Here is a 19,616-nt window from a genome sequence, read left to right as displayed (position 1 = left end):
TGCTCAAGAAGAGCATTCTCCCGCGCAAGAATTCGCGGCGAGATCTCCGATGCCCCGTCACGAGGCGGGTGGATTCACGTCTGGTTCCCCGGGGGAAATGACCCCCATGCGGGGGTCACGGTCGGCCGGGCGTGCGAGGCGGAGGGCGACGCACGGCGGGCGGGGGCGGGCGGCGGGCGGCGGGCGGGGGCGGGCGGGCGGCGGCGTACGTAACTCCTCAAAAGCGACGCCGTCCGGGCCCGGACGGCATCCGGTGCACCTTTTCGGAACCGGATCGGAGGAGTTCGGTACGGCTCGGGCGGCGCACCCCGTACCGGAAAGCCCTTTCTGGATAGGGTCGGATGATGGCGACCCCCGACTTCCCCGCCCTGTTCGCGGCCCTGGACACCGTCGCGCGCAACTCCGGCTTCGACGGCGTCGTATCGGTCGACGTCGACGGCGACCTCGTCGGAGCGTGCGCCTACGGCTTCGCCGATCGCGCCCACGGCGTCGTCAACACGGTGGACACGCGATTCGGCGTCGCCAGCATCGCCAAGGGGTTCACCGCCGTCGCGGTGCGCGCCCTGATCCGCGACGGCGTGCTCGCCGCCGACACCGCGGTGCGCGGCATCCTTCGCGATGATCTGCCTCTCATCGACGACGCCGTCACCGTCGGTCAGCTGCTCACCCACACCTCGGGGATCGGCGACTACCTCGACGAATCAGGCGACGGCGAGATCACGGACTACGTCCTGGACGTCCCGACGCACCGCCTCGACACCACCGAGGCATTCCTTCCGGTGCTCGACGGTCGTCCGCAGGTCACCTCCCCCGGCACGACGTTCGCGTACAACAACAGTGGCTACGTCGTGCTCGCCCTCATCGCCGAGCGCGCGAGCGGCATCCCGTTCCACGACGTGGTCGCGGACCGCGTGTTCACCCCCGCCGGGATGACGCGCACCGGATATCTCCGCATGGACACTCTCCCCGGTGACGCCGCGCGCGGCTACCTGTTCGACGCCGAGGACGACCGCACCAACGTGCTGCACCTCCCCGTGCGCGGCAGCGGCGACGGCGGCGTCTTCACGACCGCGGCCGACCTGAGCCGGTTCTGGCGGGCGCTGACGGACGGCACGTTGCTGCCGACGGATGCCGTGCACGACCTCGTCCGTCCGCGCGCGACCGTCGACGACGAAGAGCTGCGGTACGGCGCGGGGTTCTGGCTCGACCTCGACGGGTCCGGCATCCTGCTCGAGGGATACGACGCCGGAGTCTCGGGCCGGTCCCGATTCGACCCCGGAACGCGCGCGACGGTGTCGATCCTCGCGAACACGTCCGAAGGCGCCTGGCCCGTGATCGGGCGCTACGTCGAGCTGATCGGCTGACGCCGAACCCGGTCGGCGAGCCGATCGCGCTCCCAGGTCGCCACGCGCAGGAAATAGTCGTGCGAGAAGAGGTCGATGGGCGCCTCGACCTCGGACTGCGTGGGGTCGATGAGCTCGTGCGGCAGGTCGGCCTGCGCGAACGTCGTCCGCGAGCGCGGCGGACGGATGCGGCTCGCGAGCGTGTCGGCCAGCACGACGAGGTCGAAGCGGGTGCGCAGCACGATGACCCGATCGACGGCACGACGGATCGCCGCCCACTCCTCGGGGGTCCGTTCGACCGCCGGCGCGTGCATCAAGACCAGAACCCGGATGCGTTGCCCGACGGATGCCGCGTTCAGCGCGACCGTGCCGCCGTGACTGTGGGCGTAGACGACGTCGAGGGTGCCGGCATCCGTTGCGGCGGACGTCCACGCGACGAGCGCGTCGCCGGCGGCGCGGCGCGCGGGTTCGGAATACTGCCCTGACCAGGTGAAGAAGCCCGGGCCGTCGTAGAGGTTGCGGCCGACGCGGGCCTCGAGGTGGTCGTGGAGCGGTGCACCCGGGATGTACCAGCGGGAGCCGGTGTCGCCGAGCATCGCGAACGTGCCGTGCACGGTGGTGCTGACCGCGGTGCGCGAGCGGGTGGGCGGGGTCGGTGAGGTGGTGGCGGTGGGCGGGGTGGTTGCGGTGGTCGCGGTGGTCTGGGCGGTCGCGGTGGTCTGGGCGATCGCTCGGGCGAGCGGGTCCGACGATCGGGTCAGCCGCGCCAGCGCAGCCACCGCCCCGGGGTGATCGGGCATCATCGCCTGCAGTGCGGCGGCCGCGGCCGCGGCTTCGACGGGGGCGGTGTCGCGGAGGCGACCGGCGAGCAGGCGGGCGAGGGCGGTCGGGTCGCCGGTGGCGGCGACCGTCGCGTAGAGAGCCGCGGCGGCCGGGAGGTCGAGAGGCTCACTCGGGGGTCGCGTGGCGCGCGGGCCGACCGGGGCGACGACGGGCGCATCGAGCACGTCGCCCTCCGGCGTCGTCCCGCTCAGCGACGACATCGCCATGAGGAGGTACTGCGCGGCGCGCGATGAGGCGGCCGTCTCCGCGACCGTCTCAGCCGGCGCGAGCGCCGGCGCGGCGGCCTGCGCATCGGCGGTCGTGGTTGAGGCGAACGCGGCCGTGCCGCGCGGAATCTGCTCTCTCATTCCGGTCCTTCCCGCTGCTCCGCCTCGTTCGTCGCGCCGGTCTCCGCGAGAGGCCGTACCGAACTCCTCCGATCCGTGCCAGCATCCCCCGAAACCCGGTCTCCCGGCCCGCGGGCCGCTGGAAAAGAGGAGTTCGGTTCGCCGCGATACTCTGACCGACCGGCGCCGGCGCGGAGACGGACGCCACGCCAGGCACCCGCGTAACGCTCACCCTGCACCGACCGCCGTGCACCTAACTCCTCCGATCCGGCTTCGAAAGCGCCGAAACCGGCCTCATCCGGCCCGTGCGCCGCCGGAATGACGGAGTTCGGTCCGCCTCGACCCTGTGACCGACCGGCTCACGCCCGCCGTGCCCCCGTTCACAGCCCGTGCCGCGCCCGGACCGCGGCGACGGCGGACAGCCCCCGCTCCGTCGCCGCCGGATCTGTTCCCGATCCCGGTCCGATCTGCGCGGCGAGCGCGTCGAGTTGGCGGGTCAGCGCGGCGCGCACCGCGGCATCCGTGCTGAGCGTGGCGATCTCGTCGACCGCCTGCACGAACCGCGCGACCACCGCCGGGTGCTCCCCGCCGTAGTGACGCATCGGGCTCAGGGCGGTGTCGACCTGCTCATCGGCGGCGGGTGCGATGGTGATCACGCGCGGCGACCCGTCGTCGCCGGCGAGCACCCGCGGGAGCACCGGCATGTCGACGATGCGCGTGACGACCGCGCTCAGGTGCCCGAGCGCGTGGACAGCCGTGGTCGGATCGTTCACTCCGGGCGACAGCGCCCGCAGTCCGATGTCGAGGATCTGCTCGACTCCGTACTCGATGTCTTCGGAGGCGGTCCGCTCGTACCCGATTCCGTACGCGCCGCGGACCGCGTCGTCGATCTCAGCTTGACGCTCCCCCGCGCGGCGTTCGGAGCCGGGATTCGGATGCGGCTGCACATCCCACCACGCCACGAGCGGCATCCCCGCCACGATGTTCGCGCCGACCCGCACGCGTTCCTCGATCACCAGGTCGTGTTCCGACGCGATGTCGACGAGGCGCGCGTGGTCGTGGGCGGTGACGAAGCCGCTCGATGTCGTCTTCGTGACGTGCGGCTCGTCGGGACGGATGCCGGGCTCTCGCGCCCCCTGAGCCGCCCGGTTGCGCGCCGACACCCGGTCGATCGTCCGGTCGGTCTCGGCATGGATGTCTTTGAGCATCGTCTCGACGCGCAGCTGCGCGGCCAGATGTGCGAGGAAGAAGACGAGGGTGCCGACGCTCACAAGCGTGAGGAGGAAGCCGAGTGTGACCGCGATACGCGGGACGAACTCGGGGATCTGCTCGGTGTCGGAGCGCACCGAGCGGAGGACCGTGAGCGAGTACGCGAAGGTTCCGAGGAAGGCGGCGAGCGTCCAGTGCACCTGGCGGTCGCGGGCGAACAACCGAAGGACCCGCGGAGACGCCTGGCTGCTGGCGAGCTGCAGCGCCACGACGGTGAGCGAGAACGTCAGCGAGGTCACGGTGATGAGCGACCCTGCGATCGAGGAGAGGACGGTGCGCGCGGTCTCCGCGCCGCCGTTGAAGACGAGCGAGTCGACGGTGTCGGGGAGGGACTCGTCGACGGCGATGTCGAGCTGCGGCATCACGATGCCCACGAGCACGGCGAGCACGACGACGGTGAACGGCACCGGCCACAGTCGCGACTCGATCGACTCGTTCACCCGCGCCCACCACCCCCGGCGCCGCGCGTCGGTTCCGGACGTGGCGCGGGTGGAGGAACTCATGGGTCGATCATCTCGCGCACCGTCGACGGATGCCGGGCCCTTGCGGTCCGGGAACGCGAGCGGTAGCGGGGGCACCGGACCCGGGTCGTCGGAAAATCGCGTACCGAACTCCTCAGCATCGGGGCCCCGGTGCCCGAGGCGGCTCACTTGGGCGGTGTTCGTCTCGGACAAGAGGAGTTCGGTACGCGGGCGAAGCGATACCGGATCGTTTCGCGGCCGCAAGCCCACGCGCCGGCATCCGGGCGTACAGTTCTCGCACGGAGGGTGCCCGATCCTCCCGCTGGATACCCCTGGGGAGGGGGATCTGTGATGGACGACGTCGTCTCCGCAGTCATCTTCATCGCCGCCGCGATCGCGCTCTGGATCGCGGCGGCGGTCATCGTCGGCATCCTGATCGGAGGGATGATCCGTCGCCGAGATCGGTGACTCGCCGGGCAGTCCTCCGTTCACTCGTCGCGTCCTGCGGGTGGGAAGCGGCAGCACCCGCACGAGGCGACACGTGAACCGGGGAGGTGGGGCCTCCGGATCCGGCTTTCGGCCGGTGGGGCGGGCCCAACTCCTCAAGAACGGCGGCGGTGCGCGCGAACACTCCGCTGAGAGGCCGACCGGCGCGCGAAACGGAGGAGTTCGGTACAGCACGGAGCCGCTTCCGGCAGACCGGCCGCACCCGCGACACCGCCCCCGGGCAAAAATGAAGCGGCCCGCGGTGGGGGGCCGCGGGCCGCTGCCCGTCCGGATGATACGAGTCGCACCCGAAGCGACGATCTAGGACGGACATGAAGAGCAGGCTGGGGTCCGTACTCTCGAGCTCCAGCCTACGCAGGCGCCACAGCCGACGTCTGTAGGCCTTTCGGGGGACAAAACAGCCGAAAAGCACCCGAAAACGGTTAGAGAACGATGAGAAGGATGCCGAGGGCGTTGAAAACGACGTGTGCGACGAGGGCGCCGCCGATCCGTCCGGTCACCACCGCGAGCACCCCGCATCCGACTCCGATCCCGATCGTCCCGACCAGGAGGCCCACCGGCGCCAGCGGTCCGAGCGTGACCAGGTGGAGCACCACGAACGCCACCGTCGACACGGCCACCGCGATGACGGCGGCAACCACGCGAACCCACCCCGCAAGGGCATCGACGATCGCGCGCAGCATCAACCCGCGGAAGAACACCTCCTCCACGACGGGCGCCACTACGACCGCCCCCAGCACGCCGACCGTGACGACGCCGACCGGGGCGCCGAACGGTCCGCCGAGGGTCCCGGTCGTCGGCTGGACCACCTCGACGGCGGCGCGCACCACGAGCGCGATCGCCACACCCACGAGGGCGTCATTCCATCGCCACGGACGGATTCCGAGCACCCGCCCGACCGCACCGCGCCCCGCCCACCGCGCGGCGACCAGAGCACCCGCCGTGAGCGGGAGCGCGACGAAGGCGAGCGCCAGCAAGGGGCGTTCGAGCTCGCCGAGCATCCAGAACCACCCGGGTCCGGTCCCGTCCGCACCGGCGCCCTCGTCGGTCCACAGCAACAGCCCCGCGGTCACGAGCCATGCCGCCGCTGCCACGGCGAGCGCGAAAGACGGCCGGGTGTAGGCCACCCGACCGTCTTTCGTGAGCGTTGTCACCGCGGAGTGCGCGGATTCAGCGAGGTCAGACGCGCGATGCGCGGCGACGTGCCGCCGCGGCCGCAACCGCGATGCCGCCGACGCCGAGCGCGCCGACGCCGAGCCACAGAGCTGCGCCGGGGACGTCGCCACCGGTGGCGGGCAGGCCGCCCTCCGCGCCGGAGCCGCCGGTGCCGCCGGAGGCCGAGCCCTCGATGACGGTGATCGCGAGCGAGTCGGCGAAGGAACCGAACTCGCCGCCGTCCTGCGTGACGGTGATCTCGTACTCGGCCGCGGTCGGCGGGGTGAAGGTCGCCGAGGTCTCACCGTTCACGACATCCTTCGTGACGGATGCCGAGCTCACCGCGGACGCGGAGACCGAGGTGAGGGTCACGCCCTGGACGACGCCGGGGCCGGTGACGGTGAAGGTGGCGGGGAAGTCGTCGTTGAACGCGACGCAGCTGATCGTGGCCGACTGGCCGACGGCGACGGTTCCGGGGCTGACGGTGCAGCCGATGTCGACGGGATAGGCGTGGGCCGCGGAAGCGCCGGTCAAGACGATGGCACCGGCAACTGCGACAGCCGCGAGGGATTTCTTCATGGGGAGTTCCGTATCTTTTGGGGAGTGGTTGTGTAGCGACCCTCGGGCAGGTCTATGTCCGAGCAACCATAGCGACTCTCAGGAAAAACGCAGAATTGCCACAGTTACAACCCGGTAACGATCGCGTGCCGCTGCCGCGCTGCGGGAGCGAGCGTCTTCCCGGCCTCGGCGAAGAACGCGACTTCGTGGCGCGACGACCGGAGGAACGCCCCGAGCATCGCCGCACGCGTTCCCTCGTCCGCCGCCGCGGCGGCCGTCGTCACGATCTCGATCGCCCGGGCGGTGGATGCCGCGAACGCCGCGTCTCCGTAGGTGTCGAGCCAGGAGCGGTAGGGGTGATCGGCATGGGACAGAGCATGCAGGCGGGTTCCGACATCCTGATACAGCCAGAAGCAGGGCAGCAGCCCCGCGATGAGCACCGCGTAGTCTCCCCGCGCGGCGACGGCGAGCAGATGGTCGAGGTACGCGACCGTGACGGGCGCCGGGGTGACGGCATCCGTTCCCGCGGACTCCCCCAGCCAGCTCTCGTGCAGCTGCATCTCGGCGGCCAGCGCCCCGTGCGCGCCGAGGGCCCAGAACGCCTGCGCCTCCTGGTCGGGGGCTCGTCGGCTGGCCTCCGCGAGCACCCGCGCGTAGTCGCGGAGGTACAGCGCATCCTGGGCGAGGTAGGCCGTGAACTCGTCTCGGGCGAGTGTGCCGTCACCCAGCCCGCGGACGAACGGCAGCGCATCGATCGCGGCACGCTCCGTCGCGATCTCCTCCCACCAGTCGTTCCGCACAGCCTCGGGCGTCGGGCGCGTCGACAGCCCGCCGCGCGCCCAGAGCCCCGCGAAGTGGCTGACCGGGCCGTTCCCGTGCCCGACCTCGAGCTCCGCGCCGTGCCGGATGCTCTCGGCCAGCCATCGCTTGGTCTCCGCCGTCGCCGTCGCCCAGTCCCCCGTTCGCGCGACGCGGGTCGCGAGCGCCGCCGACAGCGAGCACCCGGTGCCGTGCGTGTTCGACGTGTCGATCCGGATGCCGGAGAACTCGACCACGTCGCCGTCGGGAGACACGAGTGCGTCCGGCATCCGCTGTCCGCCGTCCTCACGCCCGAGGTGCCCGCCCTTGGCGAGCACGCACACGCCGTGCCGGTCGGCGACGCGCGCCGCCTGCGCGAGCACCTCGTCCCAGCCCGTCGCCACCGGCTCCCCCGCAAGGATCGCGAGCTCCGGAATGTTCGGCGTCACCAGGTCGACCCGCGCGACGAGCGCCCGCAGCGCCTCCTCGGCTTCGCGGTCGAGCAGGCGATCGCCGCTCGTGGCGATCATGACCGGGTCCAGCACGACCACCGGCGGACGCACCCGCACGAGCCACTCCTCGACCGCGTGGATCACCTCGACCGTGCCGAGCATCCCGATCTTCACGGCGTCGATCGCGACGTCGTCCGAGACGGCATCCAGCTGCTGGGCGAGGAATTCCACGGGCGGCATATGGACCGCGCGCACCCCACGCGTGTTCTGCGCGACGAGCGCGGTGACCACCGCCATGCCGTATCCGCCGTTCGCGGCGATGCTCTTGAGATCGGCCTGGACGCCCGCCCCGCCGGTCGGGTCCGTCCCCGCGACGCTCAGCACCCGCGGCACGGCCCGCGGCACGACCCGCAGCCGCCCGCTCATTCGCCGACCTCCCACGCACGCCGAAGTTCTCGGGCAGCGGATGCCGGATCCGCCGCCGCGCACACCGCCGACACCACCGCGGCACCGGCTGCCCCGGCGGCTCGCAGCCGCGGCAGATCGGCGGCGGTCACGCCCCCGATCGCGACGGACGGCATGGCGACGGATGCCGCGAGCTCGGCGAACCGCGCATGCCCGAGCGGTGCGGGCGCATCCTTCTTCGTCTGCGTGACGTGGAGCGCGCCGATCCCGACGTAGTCGATGCGCGCCGGGCTCGACGCGGCCTCGGCAAGCTGTGCCGGAGTCGCGGCGCTGAGTCCGAGCACGGTGTCGTCGCCGATGAGTTCCCGCACGACCGGCGCCGGCAGATCGGACTGGCCGACGTGCACGCCGTGGGCGCGGCCGGCGAACCCGCGCGGGAACGCCCGGCGCGCGGCGAGGTAGACGTCGACGCGGTCGTTGACGAGCAGCGCGACCTCGTCGGGCAGCGCCTCGGCGAGGCGGACGACGGTGTCGAGGAACGCCGCCGCGGCGGCATCCTTCTCCCGCACCTGCACCGCGGTGACTCCGCCGCGCGCGGCGGCGACGGCGACGTCGACGAGGTCGTGCCCGGCACCCGTCGCCTGACGTGTGTCGGTGACGAGGTAGACCGAGAGGTCGAGGCGGGTCATGCGGGCGACTCCCCGGTCGCGTCGATCGAGATGACCGCCGCGCGGCGGAGCGCATCGCCGTCGACCTCGGCGAGCGCGTCGAGGAACCCCACCGCGAAGCTGCCGGGACCGCTCGCCCGCGCCGCGGCGCGCTGCGCGGCGACCGTGTACACCGTGATCGCAGCGACGGTGGTGGCGAGACGGTCGTCATTGACGGCCGCGAAGGCCGCCATGACCGCGCCGAGCGCGCAGCCGCCGCCCGTGACCTGCGTCAGGAGCGGAGTGCCGTTGGAGATCCGAACGCTCTCGCGTCCGTCGGTCACGAGGTCGACCGGGCCAGAGACCGCGACGATGCCGCCGGTCCGGAGGGCGAGGGCGCGGGCGTGCGGCTCGGCGGCGGCGAGGTCGTCGGCGGCGTCGACGCCGCGCCCGCCCACCCCGGCACCGCCGACCGCGATGATCTCGGAGGCGTTCCCCCGGACGATCGTCGGACCGGCATCCCGCAGCTCGAAGCCGAGCGGCGTCCGCACCGGAAGCGCGCCGACGGCGACCGGGTCGAGGACCCACGGGGTCCCGGCATCCGTCGCCGATGTCACCGCCTCCCGCATCGCGGTGCGTTGCTCGGCGGTCGGCGTCCCGAGGTTGACGAGGAGCCCCGAGGCGATGGCCGCGAAGGGCCCCGCCTCGTCGGGGATGTCGACCATCGCGGCCGACGCCCCGAGGGCGAGCAGCGCGTTCGCGGTGAAATTCACCACGACGCTGTTGGTGATGCAGTGCACAAGGGGCGCGGATCTCCGCACCTCCTGCAGCGCATCGACGGAGAACTCGAGCAGGTGCTGTGGCGTGCGCGTCATGCGCGACATCCCTTCGCTAGTACGAACTAGATCAGGTTCGACGGGTGTCATCTCAGCCCCGTGGGGCACCCCGTGTCACGTGTGCGCTCCACCCTACCGAGGCCCGGATGCCGGGGGTCGGCCGGCCGGTCCGGCCGGTCCGGAGCCGCAGCGCGGTGAAAGCGCGGGGAGATTCGGTCGTGTCGGCGGCGTGTCGCGGCCGGAGACGTCGATTTCTCCCCGGGGTTTCACGAGGTGCGGCCGAGACCGCCTCGACCGGCGTCCTCTGCGGCGCGCCGAGGCGGCCTCTACTGCCGCGTCGTTCTCGGCCGTTTCCGGTCAAGAACGCGGCATATCCGGGGCCCGGCACCCGGCCGCACGGCCCGAAACGGCCGCTCACCCCGCGTTCTTCACCGCGTGGACCGGCGCACGGCCCCTGGCCCCGCGGGCCACACCGGGTTACTCTCGCGGCATGTCCTCCAACCCGCGCCGGCCGTCGCTGTTCGCCCGCATCCGGCAGTTCTTCCGGCCGGCGACCGAGACCTACGACTCGCGCCGCTCGGGCGGCGCCGAGGCGGGCACGCCCCAGCCGCACCACGACCCCGCCACCGACCAGCGCCGCGGATACGGCGTCTGGGGCTGACACCGGGGCGCCGCCAGAGACCCCGCGGTGAAACCCCGGGGCGAATCAGGCCCGCACCCCGGTCTCAGACGCTGAATCCGCCGATTTCTCCCCACGGTTTCACGCGCAGCCGCGCGCACGCCGCCCCTCACGCGGCGGCGGGTGAGGTCTGCACCTCGATCCCGCCGAGGAAGCGCCGCACCCTTCCGTCCGGACTCACCACGACCCCCGACGCTTCCGGGATCCGCCCCGCCCAGGACAGGTCCTCGATCCCCGCGACCACCGCGGCGGTGGCGAACACGTCGGCGCGGGTGAGACTGTCGGCGATCACCGTCGCCGACGCCGCCCCCGTCGCGGGCGCTCCCGTGCGCGGGTCGACGATGTGCGCGCCCCGCTCCGCGGTTCCGGATGTCGCGACGGCACCGTTGCGCACCGGAACCGTCGCGATCACCCGGCCGGCATCCGCGGGATCGACGATGCCGACGTTCCACGTCCAGTCCGCGCCGTCCGCCGCGAAGAGCTGCATGTCGCCGCCGACGGTGAGACCCGCAGCCTGCACCCGCCCCGGCTCGTCGAGCAGCGGAGCGAGCCACATCCTCGCCGCGCGTTCGACGGCCCATCCCTTCACGAGACCGGTCGGATCGAACTCCCCCGCGAACTCGGCGCGGAAGAGGCCGCCCGTGTCGCGCTCGGCCGCGGCGCACGCCGCGACGACCTTGGCGTAGAGGGGGTCGGCGTCCCAGACCGCGAGCTCGCCCCGCGCGATGCGACGGAGGTCGGAGTCGTCGCGGTACGTCGAGAAGACCCGATCCGCCCGCCGCAGCTCGGTCATGCATCCGCGAACGACGTCTGCGAAGGCGACCGGCGCGAGGTCGCCGATGACGTGGATGCTCGCAGTGCTTCCCATGACCGGAGCGGCATGCACGTGGCGCGGCGGCCGCCGCCGGGCGGCGGTCATGCCCGCGCCTCATCGAGCGCGCTCTGCAGCGACCGCGTGTAGCCGTCGCTCGTGTACGTCGCGCCGGACACCATGTGGATCTCGGCGGACTGCGCGTCGATCGTCTCGGACACGAGCACCGGCAGCGCGCGCTCGTTGATCTGGCGGTCGCGCGAATTCCCCGACGGATACTGCGGCACCTGCACATCGGTGATCTGCCCGCCCGCCACCGTGATCTGCACCTGGACCGGGCCGTAGCGTGTGCCCGCCGTGGTGCCGGTGTAGGTGCCGTCCGTGAACCCGCTGCTCGTCGACGCGGATGCCGCGTCCGACGCTCCCGCCCCCGTATCGGTCGCGGCCCCCGACCCTGTCGCGGCCGCCGACCCCGACGCCGTCGCGGACGCCGAACCGGTCCCGCCCGACCCCGCGGCGGCCGCGGCATCCGTTCCGGCCGTGCTCGCGGAATCGAGCGCGGCCGCCGGAGCCTCGACGTGCGACGTGCGGTACCCGAAGAGCAGCACCAGGCCGCTCAGGGTGACCAGGATGCTGTAGACGATCTTCTTCATGATGCGCTCCTCGAAGGACGATCGGATGCCGATCAGATGCTGAACGATTCGGTGTGGATGCGCGCCCGCGGGACCCCGGCGGCGCGGAGGTCGGCGACGACGGAGTCCATCCATCCCGCCGGTCCGCAGACGTAGGCGTCGTACTCCTGCAGGTCGGGTGCGAGGTGGCGCAGCGCCTCGCGTCCGCTCCACCGCGCGTGCGTGGCGGGGAGCCAGGTCGATTCGGATGCCGCGCGCCGGCCGATCAGCGGCACGTGGCGCAAGCCCCGCTCTCGCACCAGCCGCGTGATCGCGTCGGAACGCAACGCCGCGCCCGCCGTGGAATCCCGGGTGATCAGCGTCGCGGCGCCGGGGGCGTACGCCTCTCCCTTGAGAAGCGACACGAGCGGCGCGACTCCCGCGCCGGCTCCGATCATCAGCAGCTTCGGGGTGGTGCGCGCCTCGCCGGTGAGGTGTCCGTACGGGCCCTCGATGAGCACCCGCGTCCCGGGCCGCAGCCGCGCGAGGCGCGCGGTGCCGTCGCCGACGACGTGGGCCGAGATCGACAGACGGTCCGCGGTCGGCGCGGCCGAGAGCGAGAACGGGTGCCCGCGCGTCCAGCCGGGGCCGTCCAGGAACCGCCACACGAAGAACTGCCCGGCGCGCGCCCGCAGCCGCCCCAGCGCCCGCCCCTGCATGTGGACCGTGATGCCGGCATCCCCGTCCCGCTCGACATCCGTCACACGGATGCCGTGACGCAGTGATCGTGCCAGCGGCAGACCGATCCGGAAGATGAGCACCGCCGCCGCGGCCGCGGCCCACAGCGTCCACCAGTAGACGGCGGCTGCGGGAAGGGCGGTGAAGTCGGCGCCGGTCCACAGCTGGTGCGGCAGGGCGAGGCCGACGCCGATGTAGGCGTACAGGTGCAGGAGGTGCCACGACTCGTAGCGGAGTCGACGACGCGCGCGACGGATCGAGGTGACGGTCACCCCGACGATGAGGAGGGTGCCGATGGTCGCGAGGAGCATGCCCGGGTAGTCCCAGACGAACTCCCACAGCTGCGCGAGCGGGTCGATCCCCGCCGCGGCGGCGTAACCGGCCACGAGGAGTCCGATGTGGGCGAGCATCAGCCAGAACGACCAGAAGCCCGTCGTGCGGTGTGCGCGGGTGAGGGCGTCGCGGCCGAATCCGCGCTCGAACAGTGGCACGCGGGCCATGAGGAGCACCTGGTACAGCAGGAGATTCGACGCAACGAGGCCGGTGAGACGCCCGAGGCTGTTCAATGCCTCGGCGCCGCCGCCGCCCACCGCGTCGACGCCGCCGCCGACGACCCAGAGCAGGGCGACGAACAGGCTCGTGGCCCAGAGGAACAGCACCGCGCCGAGGTTCCAGGCGGCGACGGTCCGTCGCCGCGCGGCCAGGGGAACGGATGCCGGCAGCGCCGGCGACGCGGGCGACGCGGTCGGGGCGGTCGGGGCGGTCGGGGCGAGGGTCGTCGCGGTCATGGTGTCTCCCCGATCTCTACGACGCGTCGCCGTCGTCATCGATGTCGCCGTCGTCATCGGGGCCGCCGGCACGGTCTCCGTCGTGGTCACCGAACGGACGGGCGTCGTCGTCGTGCGGTCGCTGCCCCGGACCCCCGATGCCGTCGTCACCCGGTCGATCGAATCCCTCACCGATCGACCCCGCGGATCCGCTCGCAACGGAGACACCCCACCCGCCGGCGAATCCGATCCCGAGGAGGAGCGCCCCCGCGACGGACGCGGCGGTGATCAGCTGCCACCGAGGTCGCGTCGAGCGCGACGGGACGGGGCCCGCGGGGGTCGTGGACGTTGCGGGGGCCGCGGCGGTCACCGCATCGCCGGGGTCCGCGGGCAGCGGATCGTGCGGCGGCGACGCCGGAGCGGTCGGGGTGTCATCGGGTGTGTGTGCCATGACGTCCACGGTGTCCGGCAGCTCCCAAGATCACTCAAAGAAAGCCGGGCTCACAGCGAACGCAGGGGTTCACCTGGCGAATCGCTCAGCCGCGAGCCGCGAAACGCGAGCCGCGGCGAGACGCGGCGCGGCGGGGCGGGCGCGAGGATCAGCGCGCCGCGGGGAGCGTCAGCAGGAACGTGCTGCCGGCGGGCGAGGTCGATTCCAGCGCGATCGATCCGCCGAACCGGCCGGCGATGTCGCGGACGAGCGCGAGACCCAGCCCGTGCCCGCCCGACTGCACCGCCCCGGCATCCGCTCGGGCGAAGCGATCGAAGATGCGGTCGGGATCGATCCCGGTGATCCCCGGTCCGCTGTCGGCGACGCGGATCTCCACCGCGGCGCCCGTCCCGGTAGCGCGGACATCGACCGCCGATCCCGCGGGAGCGTACTTGAGCGCGTTGTCGATGAGGGCCGACAGAGCGCGGATCACGGCGACCCGATCCGCGGCGACGGCGAGACCGTCCGCGACCTCCGCCGCGAGCGTCACCCCGCGCTCCTCGGCGCGCGGGGCGAGCAACGACAGCGCATCCTGGATCGCCGGCCCCACGTCGGTGCGCACCGCGCCCACCCCCACCCGGGCTCCGGCCGACTCGGCCGACAGCAGCAGATCCGAGAGGACGGCATCCATCGCCTCGGTGTCTTTGCGGAGATCGGCGAGCACCGCGGCGACATCGCCCCCGCGCTCGGCACGGTGCTGCGCGAGCTGCACGCGACTGGACAGGGTCGTCAGCGGCGTGCGGAGCTCGTGACTCGCATCGGCGACGAACGTCCGCTGCACCTCGAGCGCCTCCGCGAGGGGCTGGGCGGCGCGGCGGGCGACGTACCAGCCGATGACGGCGAGAACGACCACGCCGATCACCCCGAGCAGGATCGACAGGGGGATCGCATCGTCGAGATCGATCACGCGGCCGCCACGCTCGCTGTGCTCCTCGAACTCCCCGCCCGGCAGGCGCGGCTCCTCGCGGGAGGTCGCGAACAGGCCGGCAACGGTCACCGTGGTGAGGATCGCAACCACCGCCGCCGACGCGAGCCCCACCCACAGCCCCGCGCGCAGCGCCGCGCGCTGCACCCGCCGCCGATCGGCCTCGATCGCGGCATCCGTTCGCCCGGTCATCGCGGATCCCCGGCCCGGTACCCGCGAGCTCGGACGGTCTCGATGATCTCCGGCGTGCTCTTGCGGCGGAGGTAGTGCACATAGGTGTCCACGGTCGCCACGGAACCGCCGGGGAACACCGCGTCGAGGATCTCCTGCCGCGAGAACACATGGTCAGGGCTCGAGGTGAGCAGCTCGAGCACGGCGGTCTCGGCCGAGGTCAACGCGACGCGCAGCTCGGTCGGGGAGTACAGCGCCTGGCTCGCGGGGGTGAAGAGCCAGTCACCGATCTGGCGGCGGTCGCCGGCGCCGCGGGCACGGCGCAGGGCCCTCAGCCGCGCGCGGAGTTCGGCGAAATCGAACGGCTTGACGAGATAGTCATCGGCCCCGGCATCCAGCCCCGACACACGGTCGTCGATGGACCCGAGGGCGGTGAGCATGAGCAGCGGTGTGGTGATCCGTGCGGTGCGGACGGCGGCGATCAGGTCTGTGCCCGACATCGCCGGGAGCCGCCGGTCGACCACCATCGCGTCGTAGCGGTGCCGGAGGGCGAGGGCGAGAGCCGACTCTCCGTCGGCGGCATGGTCGACGTCGTATTCGTCGCCGAGCACCTCGACCGCGATCCGGGCGATCTCGGGCTCGTCCTCGACGTAGAGAAGGCGGGGACGCTCCGCCGTGCGGCCGGACAGGGTGGACACGTTCTCAGTATCCTCACCCGCCTGACGATCGGCTATGCGTCGGCGGAGGCGCGGCCGCGGTCGCTCTCCCCCGTTTGCGGTGAAGAACGCGGAAGATTTCGGCCCTGCGGGGTGCGTGCGGGCCCCGAAGAGTCGATTCGTCCCCGGTCTTTCACGCCCCACGGCCGCACCGGCGTCAGGGGGATGCCGCGCCGACCGACGCGGGTCTATCGTGAGCGCATGGCAGGGCATGCGGACGAGCCGCACGGGGCGGGCATCGCGGGGCGGTTGAACTGGCTGCGGGCCGCCGTTCTCGGCGCGAACGACCGCATCGTCTCGGTCGCGGCGATCGCCGTCGGTGTCGCCGCGGCAACCCCCGACCTCGCCGCGATCGTGCCGGCCTCCTCCGCAGCCCTCGTCGGCGGTGCGATCTCGATGGCGCTCGGAGAATACGTGTCGGTCAGCAGTCAGAGCGACAGCGAGAAGGCCTTGATCGCCAAGGAACGCGAAGAGCTGCGGACGATGCCCGAACAGGAGCTCGAGGAGCTCGCCGAGCTCTACCGCGCCCAGGGGCTGACGGATGCGACCGCGCGCCAGGTCGCGGTGGAACTCACCGCCCACGACGCCCTGCGCGCGCACCTCGCCGCCGAGTTGCACATCGATCCCGATGACCTGGTGAGCCCGTGGCGAGCGGCGATGGCGTCGGCGCTCGCGTTCGTCAGCGGCGGCATCCTGCCGTTCCTGACGATCCTCTTGCCGGAGCCGTATCGGATCCCGATCACGTTCGTCCTCGTCATGCTCGCCCTGGCGGCCACGGGTGCGCTCGGGGCCAAGCTCGGGGGCGCGCGGCCGCTGCGCGGCACGCTGCGCGTCGTGGTCGGCGGGGCGATCGCCCTCGCGGCGACCTTCGCGATCGGGGCGCTCCTGAACACGGCCGGCATCGTCTAACGGCGCGCGCCCGCGCCCGCGCCCGGTGAAACCGTGGGGTGATTCGGTCACTCCAGCGCTGTTTCGTGCCCCGAAGTGTCGATTTCACCCCGGGCTTTCACACCGAGCGGTCGACACCCGTCGCCGAGGCCACCGGGCCGGGCCGGGTCGCGGCCCAGACGGCGACACCCGCCCCGACCCCGAGTCCCAGCGCGATGAATCCGGCGACCCGCGACAGGGTGAAGTCGAAGATGAGGCTGCAGACACCGGCGACCAGGATGCTCACCACGACCGTGTTGGCTATGAGGTAGCGGTTGGCGATCCGGACGACGTCGCCCTTCTGGTGCCGCCGGAACCGCGACCGGTGCAGCACCACCGGCACCAGCCCCAGGAAGGTCGCCGCAGCGGCGAGCGCCACGAGCGTCAGGTACAGGCCGAGCTGGTAGGCATCGAGGTCTTCGAACCTCGACTGGAACGCCACGGCGAGGAGGAACCCGCTGATCAGCTGGGTTCCGGTCTGGGTGACCCGCAGTTCTTGCAGGATCTCGTTCCAGTTGCGGTCGGCCCGCTCGTTCGCCGATTCGTCGCGCCCATCGGGCGACACGTCGTCGCTCCGGTCACTCATGGCCGCGATCATAGCCACGCGCCCCCACCGGCGCCGCCCGTTCACGTGAAACCCCGGGGCGATTCGGGCACGTCGGCGGTGTTTCGCGCCCGGAAGTGTCGATTTCACCCCGGGGTTTCACAGGATGGATGGCGCACGACCCGCGTCGGGCGGCCCCGCGTCGAAAACGCGGGCTCAGCCGACGCCCCGCCGGCGCGCCGCACCCCGCGGGGCCGTCTCGTCACGCGTTTTCGACACCGAAACTCCGGTACCGTGCCGGGCACGACGGAGCCCCCGGGGTTTCCCGGGGGCTTCGTCGGAAACGCCAGAGGCGTCAGCTGGTGACGGATGCCGCGCGGCGACGTGCCACGGCGGCGGCGACGGCGATGCCACCGAGGCCGAGAGCCCCGACGCCGAGCCAGACGACCTCACCGGCGACCGAGCCACCGGTGACGGCCAGGCCGCCGCCCGAGGCCGAGCCACCCGTACCGGAGCCGGAGGCGGCCGGGACGGTCACGTCGGAGACCGTGTTGCCCTCGGCGTCCACGACCGTGACCGAGTACGACGCGGTCTGCGGCGGGGTGAAGCTGGCCGAGACGGAGCCGTCCTCGCCCGCGGTCTTGGTGACCGAAGCGGAGCCGGATGCCGCAGCGGAGGCGACCGAGGCGATGACACCGGGGGTGATCCCGGGGCCGACGACGGTGAAGGTGGTGGGTCCGACGGGAAGGCCGACACACGCGATGGTCGAGGGGACGCCCGCGGTGAACGAAGCGGGCGAGACCGTGCAGCCCGCAACGGGCGTCGGGACGTAGGCGAGTGCCGGGGTCGCGGAGCCGAGCGCGATGACGCCGGCAACCGCAAGAGCGGCGGCTGTCTTCTTGAGCATGGGACTCCTCTGAGTCTCGAGAGTGCTGATTGCTGGGGAGGTGTACTTCTGATAATCAGTACGGTCGGGACTACGGCGGCCCACGCCCAACCTTAGCGGGAGCTGAATGCCGCCTGTGTTACATGACGGTAAACATCGCCTGAGGCCGACCGAGCGGATGCCGCGCCCCGCGCGCTCAGCCGAAGAGCGTGCCGACGAGGGCCAGCGCGACGTAGACCGCGTTGTAGGTGACGTGCAGGAGAACCGCCGCCCAGATGCGACCGGTGAGGAGCACGAGGGCGCCGCCGACGCCGGCGACGAGCACGAGTCCGATGATCGCGTCGACGCCGAGGGTGCCCGCGAGGCCGTGGACCAAGACGAACGCACCGGTGGTCACCAGCAGCGCGCCGATGCCGGCGGCGAGCTTCCCGACGGGGCGGCGAAGCACCGTGAAGAGGGCGACGAGCACGACGCCGTGGAAGAAGAACTCCTCGAGCACCGGGGCGATGAGCACCGCGCCGAACCCGTCGACGACCAGCCACGTCGAGGGCAGCTGCCCGTCGAACACCGCATAGGAGGGGAACGCGGTGTCTCCCCCACTCGCGGCGACGCCGCCCTGCACGAACCGGATCAGCACACCGAGGACGACACCGAACAGGAGGTCGACCGCGCGGAAGCGCAGCAACCCCGCCGGGCGCGACCGCGCGAAGCCCCACACGATCGGGACGGCGAGCGCGATCCACAGCACCACGGCGGCGAGGACGGTCGCTCCCGGGAGCGCCACGCCGACGGCGGCCGAGCCGAGGAGGCCCGCGCCCAGCGAGAACAGCGCGATCGCGAGGAGCCCCTCGCGCCAGCGAGCGACGCTCGACCCGCCCAGGCGCCAGTCGTTCCGACGGACGCGACGGCGGCGATGACGCGGGGCCGCGGCATCCGTCTCCGCGTCGATGCCCGCCTCCCCCGCATCCACGCCCGCGGGCACGACCGCGGCGGTGTCGGTCTCGGTCGCCTCGCTAGTCTGGTCCGGCACGCGCCCACGCTACCCTGCCCCGGAGACCCCGCCATGTTCGAGATCCTCACGGTGTGCACCGGCAACATCTGCCGCTCGCCGCTCGCGCAGCTGCTGCTCGATGCGCAGCTCGCCCCGCTCGGTGCGCGCGTCACCAGCGCCGGCACCCGCGGCGCCGCCGGCGCGACCATGACCCCCGAGGCCGTGCAGCTGGCGACGGATGCCGGAATCCCCCTCGAATCCGCGACCGCCCACCGCGCCCGCTACCTGACGGAGACGATGACGGACGGTCCCGATCTGCTCCTCGCCATGACCCGCGAGCACCGCCGCACGCTCGCGGAGTACGCGCCGGGACGCCTTCGCCACACGTTCACGGTGCGCGAGTTCGCGCGCCTGGCCGCACCCCTCGACGACGCCACGATCACACAGGCGGCGGATGCCGCAGGCCCCGACCCCCGCGTGCGGGTGCGGGCGATGGCCGCGGCCGTCGCGTCGTACCGCGGGATGGCCGAGCCGCTCGCCGACCCCGCCGACGACGACGTGATCGACCCGTACCGCCGGTCGTGGCAGACCTACCAGCTCTCATCGCAGCAGCTGACGCCCGCGGTCGCCGAGGTGGTCCGCGCCGTCCGCCTGGCCGTCACCCGCGCCTGACCCGCCGGGAAAAATCTCACCTCTTGAAAACCCGTTCTCACCGGGCATAAGTTCTCGCCGCCAGACGCGGCCGGGAACTTTTTTGTGA

The 19,616-nt window shown here is 72.4% G+C and carries 20 protein-coding genes and 1 riboswitch; of the genes, 4 read left to right on the top strand and 16 right to left on the bottom strand.

The window, feature by feature from the left end; translation table 11 throughout:
• Positions 1 to 344: 344 nt before the first annotated feature.
• Positions 345 to 1,364 (top strand): serine hydrolase domain-containing protein, encoded by a 1,020-nt coding sequence (locus AB0O93_RS10495; RefSeq protein WP_363343071.1) that lies wholly within the window; start codon positions 345 to 347, stop codon positions 1,362 to 1,364.
• On the opposite strand, the gene AB0O93_RS10490 is transcribed toward AB0O93_RS10495, so the two are convergent.
• The 7 genes from AB0O93_RS10490 to thiM all read right to left on the bottom strand — a co-directional run bounded on the left by AB0O93_RS10490 (position 1,343) and on the right by thiM (position 9,639).
• Positions 1,343 to 2,533, bottom strand: coding sequence for a hypothetical protein (locus AB0O93_RS10490; protein WP_363343069.1), 1,191 nt, complete (start codon positions 2,531 to 2,533; stop codon positions 1,343 to 1,345). The two genes, AB0O93_RS10495 and AB0O93_RS10490, sit on opposite strands and share 22 nt — an antisense overlap.
• A 359-nt stretch (positions 2,534 to 2,892) precedes the next feature.
• Positions 2,893 to 4,284, bottom strand: coding sequence for a DUF2254 domain-containing protein (locus tag AB0O93_RS10485; RefSeq protein ID WP_363343067.1), 1,392 nt, complete (start codon positions 4,282 to 4,284; stop codon positions 2,893 to 2,895).
• Positions 4,285 to 5,171: 887 nt separating this feature from the next.
• Positions 5,172 to 5,876: a CPBP family glutamic-type intramembrane protease gene (locus tag AB0O93_RS10480; RefSeq protein ID WP_363343065.1), complete on the bottom strand. Its 705-nt coding sequence runs from the start codon at positions 5,874 to 5,876 to the stop codon at positions 5,172 to 5,174.
• Between the two features lie 52 nt (positions 5,877 to 5,928).
• Positions 5,929 to 6,483 (bottom strand): hypothetical protein, encoded by a 555-nt coding sequence (locus tag AB0O93_RS10475; RefSeq protein WP_363343063.1) that lies wholly within the window; start codon positions 6,481 to 6,483, stop codon positions 5,929 to 5,931.
• A 104-nt stretch (positions 6,484 to 6,587) separates the two neighbouring features.
• The gene (locus AB0O93_RS10470) at positions 6,588 to 8,138 is read right to left on the bottom strand and encodes a bifunctional hydroxymethylpyrimidine kinase/phosphomethylpyrimidine kinase (protein WP_363343061.1); all 1,551 of its coding nucleotides are present in this window, start codon (positions 8,136 to 8,138) and stop codon (positions 6,588 to 6,590) included.
• Positions 8,135 to 8,806, bottom strand: a complete 672-nt coding sequence (thiE, locus tag AB0O93_RS10465) for a thiamine phosphate synthase (protein ID WP_363343059.1) — start codon at positions 8,804 to 8,806, stop codon at positions 8,135 to 8,137. The genes AB0O93_RS10470 and thiE overlap by 4 nt, the downstream gene beginning before the upstream one ends.
• Positions 8,803 to 9,639 carry a hydroxyethylthiazole kinase gene (gene thiM, locus AB0O93_RS10460; RefSeq protein ID WP_363343057.1) on the bottom strand — a complete coding sequence of 279 codons (837 nt, stop codon included), beginning with the start codon at positions 9,637 to 9,639 and terminating at the stop codon, positions 8,803 to 8,805. Before thiM ends, thiE begins: the two co-directional genes overlap by 4 nt.
• Positions 9,631 to 9,722: riboswitch (TPP riboswitch) on the bottom strand. It overlaps the preceding gene by 9 nt.
• A 368-nt stretch (positions 9,723 to 10,090) precedes the next feature.
• Here thiM and AB0O93_RS10455 point away from each other — a divergent pair.
• Positions 10,091 to 10,261: a hypothetical protein gene (locus AB0O93_RS10455; protein WP_363343055.1), complete on the top strand. Its 171-nt coding sequence runs from the start codon at positions 10,091 to 10,093 to the stop codon at positions 10,259 to 10,261.
• 127 nt (positions 10,262 to 10,388) lie between these two features.
• Here AB0O93_RS10455 and AB0O93_RS10450 read toward each other — a convergent pair whose 3' ends face one another.
• The 6 genes from AB0O93_RS10450 to AB0O93_RS10425 form a co-directional block, all read right to left on the bottom strand.
• Entirely contained in the window at positions 10,389 to 11,198 is an 810-nt protein-coding gene (locus AB0O93_RS10450; protein WP_363343053.1) for an FAD:protein FMN transferase, read from the bottom strand.
• Positions 11,195 to 11,743, bottom strand: a complete 549-nt coding sequence (locus AB0O93_RS10445) for an FMN-binding protein (protein WP_363343051.1) — start codon at positions 11,741 to 11,743, stop codon at positions 11,195 to 11,197. The genes AB0O93_RS10450 and AB0O93_RS10445 overlap by 4 nt, the downstream gene beginning before the upstream one ends.
• Before the next feature lie 32 nt (positions 11,744 to 11,775).
• Positions 11,776 to 13,227, bottom strand: a complete 1,452-nt coding sequence (locus tag AB0O93_RS10440) for a ferredoxin reductase family protein (RefSeq protein ID WP_363343049.1) — start codon at positions 13,225 to 13,227, stop codon at positions 11,776 to 11,778.
• A 16-nt stretch (positions 13,228 to 13,243) separates the two neighbouring features.
• Positions 13,244 to 13,657, bottom strand: a complete 414-nt coding sequence (locus AB0O93_RS10435; protein ID WP_363343047.1) for a hypothetical protein — start codon at positions 13,655 to 13,657, stop codon at positions 13,244 to 13,246.
• 148 nt (positions 13,658 to 13,805) lie between these two features.
• Positions 13,806 to 14,813 (bottom strand): HAMP domain-containing sensor histidine kinase, encoded by a 1,008-nt coding sequence (locus tag AB0O93_RS10430; RefSeq protein ID WP_363343045.1) that lies wholly within the window; start codon positions 14,811 to 14,813, stop codon positions 13,806 to 13,808.
• Positions 14,810 to 15,490 carry a response regulator transcription factor gene (locus AB0O93_RS10425; protein ID WP_363343043.1) on the bottom strand — a complete coding sequence of 227 codons (681 nt, stop codon included), beginning with the start codon at positions 15,488 to 15,490 and terminating at the stop codon, positions 14,810 to 14,812. The genes AB0O93_RS10430 and AB0O93_RS10425 overlap by 4 nt, the downstream gene beginning before the upstream one ends.
• A 219-nt stretch (positions 15,491 to 15,709) precedes the next feature.
• On the opposite strand from AB0O93_RS10425, the gene AB0O93_RS10420 reads away from it, so the two are divergent.
• A complete protein-coding gene (locus AB0O93_RS10420) occupies positions 15,710 to 16,417 on the top strand; it encodes a VIT family protein (protein ID WP_363343041.1) in 708 nt (235 codons plus the stop codon).
• 97 nt (positions 16,418 to 16,514) lie between these two features.
• Here AB0O93_RS10420 and AB0O93_RS10415 read toward each other — a convergent pair whose 3' ends face one another.
• The 3 genes from AB0O93_RS10415 to AB0O93_RS10405 all read right to left on the bottom strand — a co-directional run bounded on the left by AB0O93_RS10415 (position 16,515) and on the right by AB0O93_RS10405 (position 18,895).
• On the bottom strand, positions 16,515 to 17,021 hold the full coding sequence (locus AB0O93_RS10415; protein WP_363343039.1) for a DUF6328 family protein: 507 nt from the start codon (positions 17,019 to 17,021) through the stop codon (positions 16,515 to 16,517).
• A 313-nt stretch (positions 17,022 to 17,334) separates the two neighbouring features.
• Complete coding sequence (locus AB0O93_RS10410) at positions 17,335 to 17,886, bottom strand: hypothetical protein (RefSeq protein ID WP_363343037.1); 552 nt, start codon at positions 17,884 to 17,886, stop codon at positions 17,335 to 17,337.
• A gap of 175 nt (positions 17,887 to 18,061) precedes the next feature.
• Entirely contained in the window at positions 18,062 to 18,895 is an 834-nt protein-coding gene (locus AB0O93_RS10405) for a CPBP family intramembrane glutamic endopeptidase (protein WP_363343035.1), read from the bottom strand.
• Between the two features lie 33 nt (positions 18,896 to 18,928).
• Between AB0O93_RS10405 and AB0O93_RS10400 the strand changes: the two genes are divergently transcribed.
• A complete protein-coding gene (locus AB0O93_RS10400) occupies positions 18,929 to 19,528 on the top strand; it encodes a low molecular weight phosphatase family protein (protein ID WP_363343033.1) in 600 nt (199 codons plus the stop codon).
• Positions 19,529 to 19,616 lie beyond the last annotated feature (88 nt).

Source organism: Microbacterium sp. NPDC077184 (assembly GCF_040687055.1).
In the GTDB taxonomy this organism is placed as follows: domain Bacteria; phylum Actinomycetota; class Actinomycetes; order Actinomycetales; family Microbacteriaceae; genus Microbacterium.
Note: the sequence above shows the minus strand (reverse complement) of the source record. Positions and strands in the feature narration are given on the sequence as shown.

What these genes read in the sequence shown, in the direction of transcription:
- AB0O93_RS10495 (WP_363343071.1), top strand. Translation starts at nt 345, where the DNA reads ATGGCGACCCCCGACTTCCCCGCCCTGTTCGCGGCCCTGGACACCGTC.
- AB0O93_RS10490 (WP_363343069.1), bottom strand. Translation starts at nt 2,533, where the DNA reads ATGAGAGAGCAGATTCCGCGCGGCACGGCCGCGTTCGCCTCAACCACG.
- AB0O93_RS10485 (WP_363343067.1), bottom strand. Translation starts at nt 4,284, where the DNA reads ATGAGTTCCTCCACCCGCGCCACGTCCGGAACCGACGCGCGGCGCCGG.
- AB0O93_RS10475 (WP_363343063.1), bottom strand. Translation starts at nt 6,483, where the DNA reads ATGAAGAAATCCCTCGCGGCTGTCGCAGTTGCCGGTGCCATCGTCTTG.
- AB0O93_RS10470 (WP_363343061.1), bottom strand. Translation starts at nt 8,138, where the DNA reads ATGAGCGGGCGGCTGCGGGTCGTGCCGCGGGCCGTGCCGCGGGTGCTG.
- thiE (WP_363343059.1), bottom strand. Translation starts at nt 8,806, where the DNA reads ATGACCCGCCTCGACCTCTCGGTCTACCTCGTCACCGACACACGTCAG.
- thiM (WP_363343057.1), bottom strand. Translation starts at nt 9,639, where the DNA reads ATGACGCGCACGCCACAGCACCTGCTCGAGTTCTCCGTCGATGCGCTG.
- AB0O93_RS10455 (WP_363343055.1), top strand. Translation starts at nt 10,091, where the DNA reads ATGTCCTCCAACCCGCGCCGGCCGTCGCTGTTCGCCCGCATCCGGCAG.
- AB0O93_RS10450 (WP_363343053.1), bottom strand. Translation starts at nt 11,198, where the DNA reads ATGACCGCCGCCCGGCGGCGGCCGCCGCGCCACGTGCATGCCGCTCCG.
- AB0O93_RS10445 (WP_363343051.1), bottom strand. Translation starts at nt 11,743, where the DNA reads ATGAAGAAGATCGTCTACAGCATCCTGGTCACCCTGAGCGGCCTGGTG.
- AB0O93_RS10440 (WP_363343049.1), bottom strand. Translation starts at nt 13,227, where the DNA reads ATGACCGCGACGACCCTCGCCCCGACCGCCCCGACCGCCCCGACCGCG.
- AB0O93_RS10435 (WP_363343047.1), bottom strand. Translation starts at nt 13,657, where the DNA reads ATGGCACACACACCCGATGACACCCCGACCGCTCCGGCGTCGCCGCCG.
- AB0O93_RS10430 (WP_363343045.1), bottom strand. Translation starts at nt 14,813, where the DNA reads ATGACCGGGCGAACGGATGCCGCGATCGAGGCCGATCGGCGGCGGGTG.
- AB0O93_RS10420 (WP_363343041.1), top strand. Translation starts at nt 15,710, where the DNA reads ATGGCAGGGCATGCGGACGAGCCGCACGGGGCGGGCATCGCGGGGCGG.
- AB0O93_RS10415 (WP_363343039.1), bottom strand. Translation starts at nt 17,021, where the DNA reads ATGAGTGACCGGAGCGACGACGTGTCGCCCGATGGGCGCGACGAATCG.
- AB0O93_RS10410 (WP_363343037.1), bottom strand. Translation starts at nt 17,886, where the DNA reads ATGCTCAAGAAGACAGCCGCCGCTCTTGCGGTTGCCGGCGTCATCGCG.
- AB0O93_RS10400 (WP_363343033.1), top strand. Translation starts at nt 18,929, where the DNA reads ATGTTCGAGATCCTCACGGTGTGCACCGGCAACATCTGCCGCTCGCCG.